This is a genomic window from Streptomyces sp. NPDC127129 (assembly GCF_042671585.1).
Lineage (GTDB): Bacteria > Actinomycetota > Actinomycetes > Streptomycetales > Streptomycetaceae > Streptomyces.
On sequence record NZ_JBHXTV010000004.1, the window covers coordinates 390,717 to 402,869 of the forward strand.

Annotated in this window: 11 protein-coding genes and 1 pseudogene; 6 read left to right on the forward strand and 6 right to left on the reverse strand. The window is 69.7% G+C overall.

Annotated features, from left to right (window positions below; all coding sequences use genetic code 11):
• Nucleotides 1-1,118 precede the first annotated feature (1,118 nt).
• Entirely contained in the window at nt 1,119-1,937 is an 819-nt protein-coding gene (locus ACFVGW_RS10280) for a DUF427 domain-containing protein (RefSeq protein WP_385851607.1), read from the forward strand.
• 452 nt (nt 1,938-2,389) lie between these two features.
• Complete coding sequence (locus tag ACFVGW_RS10285; protein ID WP_385851608.1) at nt 2,390-2,656, forward strand: hypothetical protein; 267 nt, start codon at nt 2,390-2,392, stop codon at nt 2,654-2,656.
• 47 nt (nt 2,657-2,703) lie between these two features.
• Here the strand turns inward: ACFVGW_RS10285 and ACFVGW_RS10290 are convergent.
• The 3 genes and pseudogenes from ACFVGW_RS10290 to ACFVGW_RS10300 form a co-directional block, all read right to left on the reverse strand.
• Nucleotides 2,704-3,397 (reverse strand): annotated as a pseudogene (locus ACFVGW_RS10290) (IS5 family transposase).
• A 36-nt stretch (nt 3,398-3,433) separates the two neighbouring features.
• On the reverse strand, nt 3,434-3,727 hold the full coding sequence (locus ACFVGW_RS10295) for a hypothetical protein (RefSeq protein ID WP_385851609.1): 294 nt from the start codon (nt 3,725-3,727) through the stop codon (nt 3,434-3,436).
• Nucleotides 3,728-3,801: 74 nt separating this feature from the next.
• Nucleotides 3,802-4,260: an SUKH-3 domain-containing protein gene (locus tag ACFVGW_RS10300; protein ID WP_385851610.1), complete on the reverse strand. Its 459-nt coding sequence runs from the start codon at nt 4,258-4,260 to the stop codon at nt 3,802-3,804.
• A 500-nt stretch (nt 4,261-4,760) separates the two neighbouring features.
• On the opposite strand from ACFVGW_RS10300, the gene ACFVGW_RS10305 reads away from it, so the two are divergent.
• Nucleotides 4,761-6,059, forward strand: a complete 1,299-nt coding sequence (locus ACFVGW_RS10305; protein WP_385851611.1) for a DUF4241 domain-containing protein — start codon at nt 4,761-4,763, stop codon at nt 6,057-6,059.
• A 172-nt stretch (nt 6,060-6,231) separates the two neighbouring features.
• On the opposite strand, the gene ACFVGW_RS10310 is transcribed toward ACFVGW_RS10305, so the two are convergent.
• Nucleotides 6,232-6,984, reverse strand: coding sequence for an anti-sigma factor (locus tag ACFVGW_RS10310; protein WP_385851612.1), 753 nt, complete (start codon nt 6,982-6,984; stop codon nt 6,232-6,234).
• A complete protein-coding gene (gene sigK, locus ACFVGW_RS10315) occupies nt 6,981-7,568 on the reverse strand; it encodes an ECF RNA polymerase sigma factor SigK (protein WP_385851613.1) in 588 nt (195 codons plus the stop codon). Before sigK ends, ACFVGW_RS10310 begins: the two co-directional genes overlap by 4 nt.
• 363 nt (nt 7,569-7,931) lie before the next feature.
• Here sigK and ACFVGW_RS10320 point away from each other — a divergent pair, with 363 nt between their 5' ends.
• The 3 genes from ACFVGW_RS10320 (at nt 7,932) to ACFVGW_RS10330 (ending at nt 10,661) form a co-directional block, all read left to right on the forward strand.
• Nucleotides 7,932-8,177: a chaplin gene (locus tag ACFVGW_RS10320; RefSeq protein WP_385851614.1), complete on the forward strand. Its 246-nt coding sequence runs from the start codon at nt 7,932-7,934 to the stop codon at nt 8,175-8,177.
• 149 nt (nt 8,178-8,326) lie between these two features.
• A complete protein-coding gene (locus tag ACFVGW_RS10325; RefSeq protein ID WP_385851615.1) occupies nt 8,327-9,919 on the forward strand; it encodes a molybdopterin-dependent oxidoreductase in 1,593 nt (530 codons plus the stop codon).
• Nucleotides 9,920-10,010: 91 nt separating this feature from the next.
• On the forward strand, nt 10,011-10,661 hold the full coding sequence (locus tag ACFVGW_RS10330) for a fasciclin domain-containing protein (protein ID WP_385851616.1): 651 nt from the start codon (nt 10,011-10,013) through the stop codon (nt 10,659-10,661).
• A gap of 158 nt (nt 10,662-10,819) precedes the next feature.
• Here ACFVGW_RS10330 and ACFVGW_RS10335 read toward each other — a convergent pair whose 3' ends face one another.
• The gene (locus ACFVGW_RS10335; RefSeq protein ID WP_385851724.1) at nt 10,820-11,671 is read right to left on the reverse strand and encodes a DUF4394 domain-containing protein; all 852 of its coding nucleotides are present in this window, start codon (nt 11,669-11,671) and stop codon (nt 10,820-10,822) included.
• Between the last annotated feature and the right edge of the window lie 482 nt (nt 11,672-12,153).

The window sequence follows — 12,153 nt, forward strand, 5'->3', positions numbered from 1 at the left end:
CATCCGTCCGCGGTACCGCGTCGTCCTCGTCCGTCGCGCCGACGGCCGACGCAGCACCACCTGCGGACGCCGGAGTGCCCTCCGTCACCGGGTTCCCCGACTGCGGCCCGGTCGCAGCGGACGCCGGTGGCCCGTCGGCAGGGCGTTCTCCGCCCCCGCCCCCGCCCCCGCCACCTTCCCGCGTCTGTGTCCGACGGTCGTCGGACACAGCTGCCGTGTCCGAGTCGTTGTCGCGCTCCGGAGACTCCGGGCCTTCACCCGTCACCGCTTCCGTCGTCATCCCGGCCAGCCTTGCCTTCTCGCAGATATGTTCCTCGGGGCCGGCAGCCCCGCCGCCTCCCGAGACGTGTGCCGAGACGGTGATGTTCCACAGAACAGATCTTGTGACAGTCCGGTCATATACGCGAGCGACGAGCCGCGGTTCTCCACCGCCCCGGCGGAGCGGACGTCTATCGGCGGCGCACGATCGCACCCGCCGGTCGAGACCGCGCGAGGCTTCCCGCCCGCAATGCCCTGTCTCCTGGACTCGAAGTACCAGGACGCGTTGCGTGACGTCCGATTCAGCCACGCTCGACACGGTCGGCGGACGGACTCGTAGCGGTGAAGCGGGTATGGGCTTCGGTTCCACGCACGCCGCTGGTGTGTGGTGCCGATTGACCAGCGCGTGGACGATGCGGCCGATGGCAGAGCGGGCCCCGGACCTCACCGGGGCTCGCTCGCTACGCGTCCAGTAAGGGCGCGGGTGGTCTGCTCGGGCCGCTGTCGTACCCACCGGGCGCGCGCCAGGTCGGTGCCCATGCGGCCCTCAGCTCGGTCGTGAGGACTGCGCGGGGCGCAGGTTCCTGCCGCCTTCAGGCGCTGCACCCGCGCCCCTAGTGCCTGGGGGACGCCGACGGCCTAAAGGTCGACGGCTGCCGAGCTGACAGCGAAGAGCCGCCCCCCGCGTGCGGGTCCTCGCCAACGGCGACAGCCTGCGCCCGGGACTGAGGACGGCGGGAGGAGTGACGGTGGGCCGTTTGCCACCGGCCGGGATCCGGAGCAGGGTGGACACTGGCTGCGCGGTCGGGGCCGCGACACCCGGTCCGGGCAGCCGGGGGCGGAGCGAGGAGGAGAGACCGATGACCGCACCGAAGTCCGGCCCGGAAGCCGTGCCCGTCGTGCGCCGCCAGGGCGAGTCCGAAGGTGTTTTCTGGGAGCCGAGTGAGCGCTGGGTACGTGCGACGGCGGGGGAGGTCACGGTCGTGGACAGTCACCGTCCGGTTCTCGTGTGGGAGCCCGGGCGCCCCGTCCCCCTCTACGCCTTCCCGACCGGAGACGTCCGAACGGACCTGCTGCGGCGAACGGAGCGGCCCGCCAGCCGGCGGCGTCACGCGGGAGCGACGCTCTTCTACGACCTTGTGCTCCCCGATCGGACCGTCGGGGCGGCTGCCTGGACCTACCCCGGAGAGGATCTGGCCGGCCACATCAGCTTCGAATGGTTCGGGCGCGAGGTTCTCGACCACTGGTACGAGGAGGACGAAGAGATCTTCGTGCACCCCCGCGACCCGCACAAGCGGGTGGACGCCCTGCCGAGCAGTCGACATGTTCAGGTAGAGATCGAGGGTGCGGTCGTCGCGGACACACACACGCCGGTTCTGCTGTTCGAGACGGGTCTGCCGGTGCGCTTCTATCTCCCGCGTGAGGACGTCCGCCTCGACCTCTTCACCCGTACCGACGGGCGCACCCGCTGTCCGTACAAGGGTGTGGCGAGCGAGTACTGGTCCTGGGCCGGCGACGCCGACGTGCGGCCCGACATCGCCTGGAGCTACCCCGACCCCCTGCCTTCCGTGGGGATCATCAAGGACCGGGTGGCCTTCTACGACGAGTCCGTCGACGTCGTCGTGGACGGAGTGCGGCGGGAGCGGCCGGTCACGTTCTTCAGCCGGCCGTCGCGTTAGTTCCGCACAGGACCTCGCCCCACCGGACGCTGACACCCGGCGCGCCCCTGGCGCGATCGCGCTCCTCGACACCGTCGGGGGGCTCGTGATTCAGATCGCCTTCCAGGTCACGCTGCGGGCGAGTCGGTCCCCCCTGCTCGCCCGCTCCATCGGACCGAGGTCGATAGCGGTCAGGGGCGCGCGGTCTGGGTTCGCGGATGGTGAGCGGGCGGCGCGTCGGCATGATGTGTCTTCTGGCTCGGCCGCGGAGTTGGCGTAAGCAGGTGGGGGAGAGCGACCACGGGCAGGTTCCGGTGCTGGTCGAGATCGACGACAAGTCCCCCAGGCCGCAATTCACTTGGTTCACCGACTGCGCGACGAACGAGCTCACCGCCCACCAGCCATCCACGAACGCCAGATGCTCGGCACTGGCATGCCCGACACTGCGCCGTCGTCACGATGCTCGTTCGTAGATGGGCCCCGGGCGCGCCTACCTGCGCCGCCGCGGGGTCCGCTGCACCATCCCGGACAAGGCCGACCAAGCGTGCAACCGCCGAAGGCTCGGCGCCCGCGGCGGCCGGCCGCCGCGCTTCGACCCGGTCGACTACCGTGAGCGCCATGCGGTTGAGTGCGGGATCAACCGGCTCAAGAGGCACCGGGCGGTCGCCACTCGATTCGACAAACTTGCCGTCCGCTTCGAAGCCACCATCCTTGTCGCCGCGATCGGAGAATGGCTGTGATCAGTACCCATCGTGAGAGCTGCGGCGACTAGGCCGTTTCTCTCGGATCATCGTCCTGACCAGATGAGGATGGCTGCAACGTGGAGTCCGGCCAGGTAGATGGTGGCGGTCTTCTCGTAGCGGGTCGCGATTCCCCGCCACTGTTTGAGGCGGCGGTTGATGCATCGTTCGACGGTGTTGCGCTGCTTGTCTGCCTCGCGGTCGAAGGCGGGTAGCCGGCCACCGTGGCTGCCTCGGCGGAGCCGGTGGCCCTGTTGGTCGGCTCGGACCGGGATGACCGCCCGAATCCCCCGTCGTTAGAGGTGTTCGCGGATGGCCCGGGAGGAGTATGCCTTGTCGGCCAGGGCCACATCCGGCCGAGTCCGGGGACGTCCGACACGGCGGGGGATGCGCAGTCGTGTCATCACATCAGGGAAGGCGGGCGCGTCGCCGGCCTGTCCTGCCGTGAGTACGAAGGCCGCGGCCGGCAGTTGCCGTCGGCGGCGAGATGGATCTTCGTAGTCAGCCCGCCTCGGGACCTGCCGATGGCGTGGTCCCGTCGATCGCCCACTTCCGCAGGCGGCTGTAGGCACCCTTCCACGCGCCGAACTCCGCAGGAAGATTCATCCACGGAGATCCCTTCCGGTACTTCCAGGCGATTGCGTCGATCACTTGCCGGTGATCACGCCATCTTCCACCTCGGCGAGGAGTCCGGTCAGGCAACAAGGGCTCGATCCTGGCCCACTGAGCATCGGTCAACACGCTCGAGACAACGACGGGCCCCGCCGCCGCAACCCCTCAGAACCCGGCCATGGACTTGTCCAGCACTCCGCCCAGTGCACCGTAGATGCTGCAGCGAACCGAGTGCCTCGCATTGCGACGGAGCCCGAACCCCACGATGAACGACAACGCGAAAAGCCCACCGAGGACCATTGCAACGAGCGGGTTGTAGAGGAAGTACGCAAAGCACGCGACGCCAGTCCAGACGAGGATCGGCAGGAGCGAGCCGCGCAGCACAGTTCGGAACCTGATCCGTTCTGGCCCCGACGGCAGCACACGTTCATGCCACACCTCGATGTGGTTCCTGGTCACGCAGTGCTCAGGTCGCATGACGCCATCCCACCACCGGCAGCCCGGAGCTTGTGCGGTGATCCGCAAGAACCTGCCTAGAAGAACGTCGTGTCCCAGTCGCCGGAGATCAGGGCCCGCACGGCTTCCTCGAACCCGTGCGCGACCCACTGAACTCCTGCGTCACCCCCCAGGACGATGTCACCGTTCTCCGCGAGGAGAACCACCTCCTCGGTCGAGAGGGCGATGCCCACCGGCAGGGCGGAAATTCCCAGACGCTTCTCGAAAGAGCGGACGTACGCCGGGAACGCCACCACGGCCTCCTCGACGGAGATCGTCAGCGACGCCTCGTGCCCGGTGACGTGCGATGGCCAGCAGACCGTCGTCTCGCCGTACGTCCCGAGGAACTCCACGAGCTCGTCGGTGACGTCGAAACCCGCCTCCCGGTAGGCCAGGCGGGCCGCCTCGACGTCCACTGGACCGCACTCGACACGCGAGGCACCGGCGAGCGACCTGATGAGGGACTGCTCCCTCGCCCTGCTCTGCTCGTCACCCATCCGGTGTGCACCTTTCTGGCCATGCGGGGCACCCACGTCTCGGAGTTCTTACACATGGGGAATCCCTTGCCCTCTTGATTGCCGGTCACGATATCGAGGTTCTTCAGATCGGCTCTGGGGGCGTCCATGGCGTTCAGGGCGTTCGTGCCCATGCGAGGCTTGCCGCACATGCCCGTTGGCCGGCCGTTGGCATGCGGGACAGATGCGGAAAGACGCCCGGCACGTGCCGCCGAGGCCGGACGGGTGCTTGCCCCGCCCTCGCACCCTTCGGCAACTACGGCTTCAGCACCGCCCACTGCTCGTCCGTGACATCTCCCCGACTCATGAACCGTGATTGTTCACAGCCGCAGATCCACTTTCGATACCCGGCCTAGTCGTCCTGGCTGGGCCGTTGGCGCGCGCAGGTGAGGCTCGTGCTCGGCCCGGGGAAAGCGTTGTCACAGGTGGCGGCTATGTTGCTGCCTGTCACGTACGGGAGCGAGGGGAACGGAGGAGCGGCAATGCTGGTCGAGGTGGGGTACGCGCAGGCGTGGGATCCGGAGACCCGCAACCCCTGGCGGCCGATATCCGTGGAAGAGGCCCGCGAGCGGGACCTCGCCGGGCTTCCGTACGTGGTGGTGTACCGGGCGGCCGGCCGGGAGGCTCCGCTGGAGGTTCGGCTCGTCTGCTGGCGGGATCACTATGTCGGGGTGTGGGTCTACGACGCGCAGGGCCGCCGTACCGACGACCTGGACCTGAGGCTGCTGGATGATCCGACTCGGCTGCTTCGCCGGTACGCGGTCCGCCGGCACTACACCGGCCCGGAGATGGCGGAGTTCGACGAAGCGTGCCCCCGCATCACCGTGGAGCTCTTCCCTGACGGAAGGGGCCGGCGAGACGAGGAACCCGAGGGCAAGCGCGGGAGATGCCACAGCACCGCGCCCAGGGTCGGCGATGACGAGCGCTGGTGCCCCCGGCCCGCTTTCGGAGAATGGCCGCTGTTCTCCGCCCGGTCGCAAGCGCTGACGGAACCGCCGGTCTTCGAGATCACGCAACCGGCCGCGGCGGCCGCCGTCGACAGCGGGCTCGCACCCCCCACCTGCTGGCAACCACCGCGTCCCGTGCAGCCCGGACCGATCGGTGAGCTGTTCCGGCCCGGGGTGCGTGTGACCGACGGATACCACCCTGAGATGACGGTCGTGGAGCCACGCCGCATCGGCACCCTGCGCGTCCCCAGCGGGCTGCTCGCCGTCTCCGGCCCCGACGTCGACCACGAAGACGGCCCCCACATCACGGTCCCCGTCCCGCCAGGGGAGTACGTCCTGGAGGAGGCGCAGGCCAGCCACACCTACCACTGTGAGTGGGAGCGAAGCGAGGTCACGCGCACCGACACCATGGCCGTCCGCCTGCTCGTCAGCGACGCCCGCGCCGCGACCTGGGAGATGGCGCTCAGGCCCGGTGACGACATCCGGCTGTTCATCGAGAACCAGATCTCCGGTTTCGACACCGACGGCGCCACTGGCTGCTTCGCCGATGCCGGAGCCTGGGAACCTCTCATCGCGCTCTTCGACAAAGGACTGATCCAGGGAGACCCGGACCTGGACCCGGACGTCTACGAGGACATCAGCGACTCCATGTACCTGCTGCGTACCCGGGACCGGGCATCCGGCGGCGAACTGGCGGCCTTCGCGACGACAGGCGACGGCACCTATCCCGTCTGGATCGGCCGTTGCGAGGCCGGCGAAGTGGTCGGGGTCGCCGTGCTGGTCGAGGGGATGCCCGAACTGCTCCCAGAAGGCGGAGTCACCGCCGATGCCTGACCAGGCCCACGCGTAGTCCGGGGACCCGTCGCCGCGCCGACCAGATCCCCGGACGACGGGACGATGATGCCGTCGGCCCGCGCTCTACGAGCTGATCTCGCGAGCCCCCGCCAGCGATGACGTCCGTGCCCGCAAGCGCGAGGTCTTCGCGCCCCCGCGGGGTGGCGAGCTGTTAGGCGGGCAGGGGCATCAGGACCAGTGGCGGTGTCGTGGGCTGCGCAGAACCCCCGGCGGGTTCGAGCGTGAGGCCGACCGCGCCCGCGCCCGCGGTGTCGCCTTCGATGAGGACGATTCCGTCCTGGTGGATGAACCCGGCAGGGCTCATGGAGCCTCCGTGTTCAAGCCACAGCTGGTAGGTCTTCCCGGCCGCGGGTGCGGGGAGTCCCGTCGCAGTGAACACGGCCTTGTTCTGCCGATCGGATGCGACGACAGCGGTGAGCGCTCCGTTCCCGGTCCGTCCGTGGATCGTGCGGGCGTCGGGCGCCGTCAGAACGCCGTTGATGTCATCGATGCGCCGCTCGGCCTGCCGGGCCCGGTCCGGCAGTTCCTCGTTCTCCCGGTGCTGACGAGCGGCCAGGCCGGCGAACGTGGCAGCCGCCGCGAGGCAGGCGGCCAGCGTCAGGGGCAGGGCCCTGCGACGCACGGCGGCGGCGAACGCTGCGATCGGTGTCGTCGCGGGCAGGCGCGGCGGCAGCTGACGCACGCCGTCGATCGCGGCCATGGTCCCGTGCTTCATGGCAGCCGGCGGCGCCTGGGCCGTGGCCGCCGCCAGGCGGGCGGCGGTGGCCACGAACTCGGCCGCCTCCTGCCGGCACCCGGCACACTGCCGGAGGTGCACGGCGAACATGTCCCGCTCGTCGGCGGCCATGGCGTCAAGGGCGTAGGCGGCGGCGAGGCCGTGGACGTCTTCGCGGTGTTGCTTCATGTGGTCACCCCCATGCAGTCGCGGAGCCGGATGAGCCCGTCGCGCATGCGTGTCTTGATCGTGGGAAGCGGTGTGCGCAGGGCTTCGGCGACCTCGCGGTAGGTCAGGCCCCGGTAGTAGGCCAGGGTCACCGCCTGGTGCTGGAGTTCGGTCAGGCCGCCCATGCAGCGGCGGACCTGCTCGCTCTCCAGGCGGGTCTCGACCTGTTCGGAGACCTCGTCGAAGGCGGTGTGGTGGTCGCGGGCGGCCTGTGCCTGTTCGCGGTCCGCGGCCGCCTGCGCGGAACGCACCCGGTCCACGGCCTTCCGGTGGGCGATCGTCGCCGCCCAGGCGGTGACGCTGCCCGCTTCCGGCCGGTAGCGGGCGGCCTGCCGCCACAGATCGATCATCACCTCCTGAGCCACCTCCTCCGACTGTGCCCGGTCGCGTACGACTCTGAGCACAATCCCGAAAACCATGGAGGCGACCGCGTCGTAGAGGACGGAGAACGCCTGCTTGTCGCCGTGCGCGACCTGCTGCATCACCTCGGCCAAGTCGCTGCGGGCGGTGTCTGCGGCGGCACCGAACGGGAGTGGCCGGTTCACCGGCCGGGCTCCGGCTGCGGCGACCGGACGGAGCGGCATCCCGGGGAGGCCGGCCGGGGGAGGGGTGTCCCTCGCATGAAGGTCCTTGTCGGTCGAGCGAGTGCGGACCGCGTTCCTGCACGGTCCGGACACAGCGTCACGTGGTGTGTCCGAGAGCTCTTCGTAGCGGACGCGCGTGCGGATGGGAGGACATTCCCGTCAACACCGGAACCCATGATTCCCCCGGTCGAGGGAATCAGGCCGCTGCGACCCAGCCGGCATACAGGTGCCTGCGAAGGACAGGGCGAGGGGCGCGCGTTCGCGGTCCCTCCCGTCCGCGTGGTCTTCCACGCGGCGGAGTCTCTCCCTTCGGAGGTAGTCGCAATGGTTCGTGTACGTGTGTGCAAGAGCGTGGCAGTGGTCGTGGCGGCCGGAGCCGTGGTGGTCGGCGGTGCGTCGATGGCCGCCGCCGATGCGGGCGCGCAGGGCGTTGCCGCGTACTCGCCGGGTGTCGGTTCGGGCAACCTGATCCAGGTCCCGGTCCATGTTCCGGTCAACGCCTGCGGGAACACCGTGAGCGTCATCGGGCTGCTGAACCCGTCCTTCGGCAACATGTTCGTCAACGCCTGACGTACACATGATGGTTACCGGTCCGTCGTCCGAACAGGGCGTGCGGACCGGTATCCCTCCCAGCCGGACGGTGCGCCAACCGGCGCCCACGGAGCGGCGCTCGCCACTCGTTCGGACGAGACACCAATCCGCCGGGCGCAGGCTGCCGAATGCCGGGTGTGAGCAGCTTCCGCAGCATCCTCCTCCGCACCGCGCCGGGCGCGCTGGCCGGACTTGTGGCCGCCTTCACGGCGTTGACCGTGGCCGAGCTGGTCGCCGGGCTGGCGCGGCCCGCCGCGGGGCCGGTGACCGTGGTGGGAGGCGCGGTGATCGACCGGACGCCGGCCGCGGTGAAGGACTTCGCGATCCGCACGTTCGGCGAGAACGACAAGGCGGTCCTGCAGCTTGGGATCCTTGCGATCCTCGCTCTCATCGCGGTCGGCCTGGGGGTCCTCAGTCTGTCGCACCGGCGTTCCGGAGCCACAGGGGTGCTGCTGTTCGGAGCCGTCGGTGCCGCAGCTGCCCTCAGCCGCCCCGACTCCACCGGTATCGGTGACGCACTGCCCTCGATCGTCGGAGCGGTTGCGGGAGCCCTCAGCCTGTACGTCCTGGCACCCAAAGCGGCCCTCGTGCCGGCCCGCTCCGGTGCGGGCGGCCAAGGCGGCACCGGGGTGTGGAGCAGGCGCGGCTTCCTCGCCGCGGCCGGTGCGACCGCCATGGCGGCTGCCTCGGCCGGAGCACTTGGCCGCTACTTCACCGCCCGGTACAGCCAGGGTGCGGTCGTCTCGCGCGACAACCTCGTCCTGCCCAAGCCCTCTTCACCCGCTTCTGTCGTTCCGGCCGGAGCCCAGCTGAAAGTGCCCGGTATCACCTCCTTCACCACCCCCAACCGCGACTTCTACCGCGTCGACACCGCCCTGAGCGTTCCCAAGGTCGATGCCGACACCTGGCGGCTGCGGATCCACGGCAAAGGCGTCGCCCGACCCCGCACCTACACCCTCGACCAGCTCCTGGCCCGCCCGCTCATCGAACGCGACATCACCCTCACCTGTGTCTCCAACGAGGTCGGCGGCCCCTACATCGGCAACGCCCGCTGGCTCGGCGCCCCCCTCGCGGACCTTCTGCGGGAAGCCGGTGTCCGGCCGCCTTCCAAGGGCGGCACGGCGGATCAGCTGGTGGCCCGCTCGGTGGACGGAATGACACTCGGCTCACCGGTCGAGGACGTCATGGACGGGCGCGACGCCATGCTGGCCGTCGGCATGAACGGCGAGCCGCTGCCCTTCGACCACGGCTTCCCCGTCCGCATGCTCGTCCCCGGCCTCTACGGATACGTCTCGGCGTGCAAGTGGATCGAGGACATCGAACTCACCACCTTCGACGCCTACGACCCGTACTGGGTCAAGCGCAAGTGGGCCCGCAGGGCGCCGATCAAGACCCAGGCACGCATCGACACCCCCAAGCCCTTCGCCCGGCCCGCCGCCGGCACCGTCACGGTCGCCGGGGTCGCCTGGGCCCAGCGCCGCGGCATCACCCGCGTCGAGGTCCGTATCGACGACGGGCCCTGGCGGGACGCCGACCTCGCCACGCAGGCAGGCGTCGACACCTGGCGCCAGTGGTCCTACCGCTGGCAGGCCACCCCCGGCGGCCACACGATCACCGTCCGCGCCACCGACGGTACCGGGTCGGCCCAGACCGAACAGCGCACGCGCACCATCCCCGACGGAGCGAGCGGCTGGCACAGCGTTTTCGTCACCGTCCCCTAGACCACCGGACGAGCCCGCAGGGCCGGCCCCGGCAGCACACCCAACACCTGCCCAACCCCTTCCAGTACAGCCCTTCAAGGAGTCGAAGAACATGAACAGCATGAAGATCCGCCGTACCGCGATCGCCGTCGTCGCGGCAGCCCTGCTGCCCTTCTCCCTGGCAGCGTGCTCCGACTCCGGCAGCGACACCCAGGCCGCCCCCTCCGCGACCGCGGACGACGCGGCCAAGACCACCGAGAGCAGCCCGTCGGACGACGCGATGACCGGCGACCAGCCCTTCGGCCCGGCCTGCGCCGGAGTTCCCAAGGAGGGTGCCGGGTCCTTCGACGGCATGGCCAAGGACCCCGTGGCCACCGCAGCCTCCAACAACCCGGCCCTGTCGACCCTGGTCGCCGCAGTCCAGAAGGCCGGTCTCGTGGACACGCTCAACAACGCCGAGGACATCACGGTCTTCGCGCCGACCAACGACGCCTTCGCCAAGATCCCGAAGGCCGACCTCGACAAGGTCCTCGCCGACAAGGCCACCCTCACCAAGATCCTCACCTACCACGTCGTCGGCCAGAAGCTCACCCCGAAGCAGCTGGAGAACGGCAGCTTCGAGACCCTGCAGAAGGGCATGGTCACCACCACCGGCTCCGGCGAGTCCTACAAGGCCAACGACACCGCGAACGTGGTCTGCGGCAACGTCAAGACCGCCAACGCCAACGTCTACATCATCGACACCGTCCTGATGCCGAAGTAACCGGTCACAGCTCGCGCCAGAACGCCGCGTGGCCCCGGCTCTTCCCAACAGGAAGAGCCGGGGCCACCGGCCTGACCTCAGGTCCGGAAGGCGCCGCCGTCCGGCCCGCGCACGACAACGTGCCCCGGACGCGGCCGGGCGACGGACGCGCAGGCCTCCTACTGGTTGATCGGCAGGGCCAGGTCGGTGACCTGATACTTGGTCGGGAAGGCACCCTTGCCGGTGGCCTTGCCGGTCAGCACGTCGACGGAGTACAGACGGTAGGAGCCTGCCGTGCCGATGGCCGCGAAGCCGTGGTTCGTGCCGCTGGAGGGGCTGTAGTAGATGTCGAAGCCCGCGTCCAGCGCGGCGTCCACGCCGAGGTTGCCGGTGGGGGCCAGGGTGCCGGCGTTGGCCGGGGACTGCAGGGAGATCCGGTCGGCCATCGTGTCGAGGGCGAACAGGGTCGTCGCGGTGGCGGCGCTGAGGTCGTTGTTGGTGTAGGCGGCGCCGGTGACGCCCATGGCGGTCGACGGCGGCATGGTCGGGTTGGTGAGAGTGCCGTCGACGGTGGTGGTCAGCGGAGCGGCCGGGTCGTCGATGTTGTGACGCAGATTCTGGCCGGTGTCGGAGATGACCCGCAGCCGGTTGGCGGCCGGGTTGAAGTCCACGCCGAACGTGCTGCCCGAGAGCGCCACCGTCAGCTGGGAAACCTTCACGGCCTTGGCGTTGGTGGTGCTCAGGGTGTAGACGCCACCCTTGTCGCCGACGCCGTACAGCTTCCCGTTCTGGACGCGGAAGTCGATCCCGACGAGCCTCGTGTCGCCGGACAGTCCCGAGACCTTCCCCAGCGACCAGGTCCTCGACGGCTTGCGGATGTCGAACTCGACCAGCCGCTGATCCCCGGTCAGGCCAATCGCGTGCAAGGCCCTGTGGTCCGTCGCGGGCAGCTCCTGCGGGACGACACCGGACGCCGCCAGCGCGGGCGCCGCGCACAGCGCGGCCAGAACGACCGCGGACGCCACGGGCATAGTGCGAATGCGCACGTTCTCTCCTCTTTTCGTGCCCCGGCCGGAATGACCGAGGGCCTGTGACGGGTTCGTCACCACCACCGCAGAGGATCGGTGTTCACAACCGACGCCACCCGCATGGCCCAAGACATATCGCTCCGGGCGCGCCGACCGGGTGAGGCAACGGCTCGTCGTTGCGCCTCCGGCGTTGCGCGACGCTGCCTGCGGTGACGGTACGAGCATGGCTGAAATGCGGCATACCGTATGATTTCGGCCAGATGCCACGACAGCGTTGTGGTGGGTGGGGCAGCCGCTGGATGATCACGTCATGGCTCGGGGGAGACGATCGTGGCGGCCGTCAGCGGTGTCAGACGCCTGACGACTCCGGACCCAGCTCGCCCGGGCGTGTTGCGTCGAGGCGATCACTGATCATCCCGGCGGCGTCGCCGTCACCTGCCCTGCCGCGGGCGGCACCGAGCACAGCCTCCACGCGAGCTCTGGGG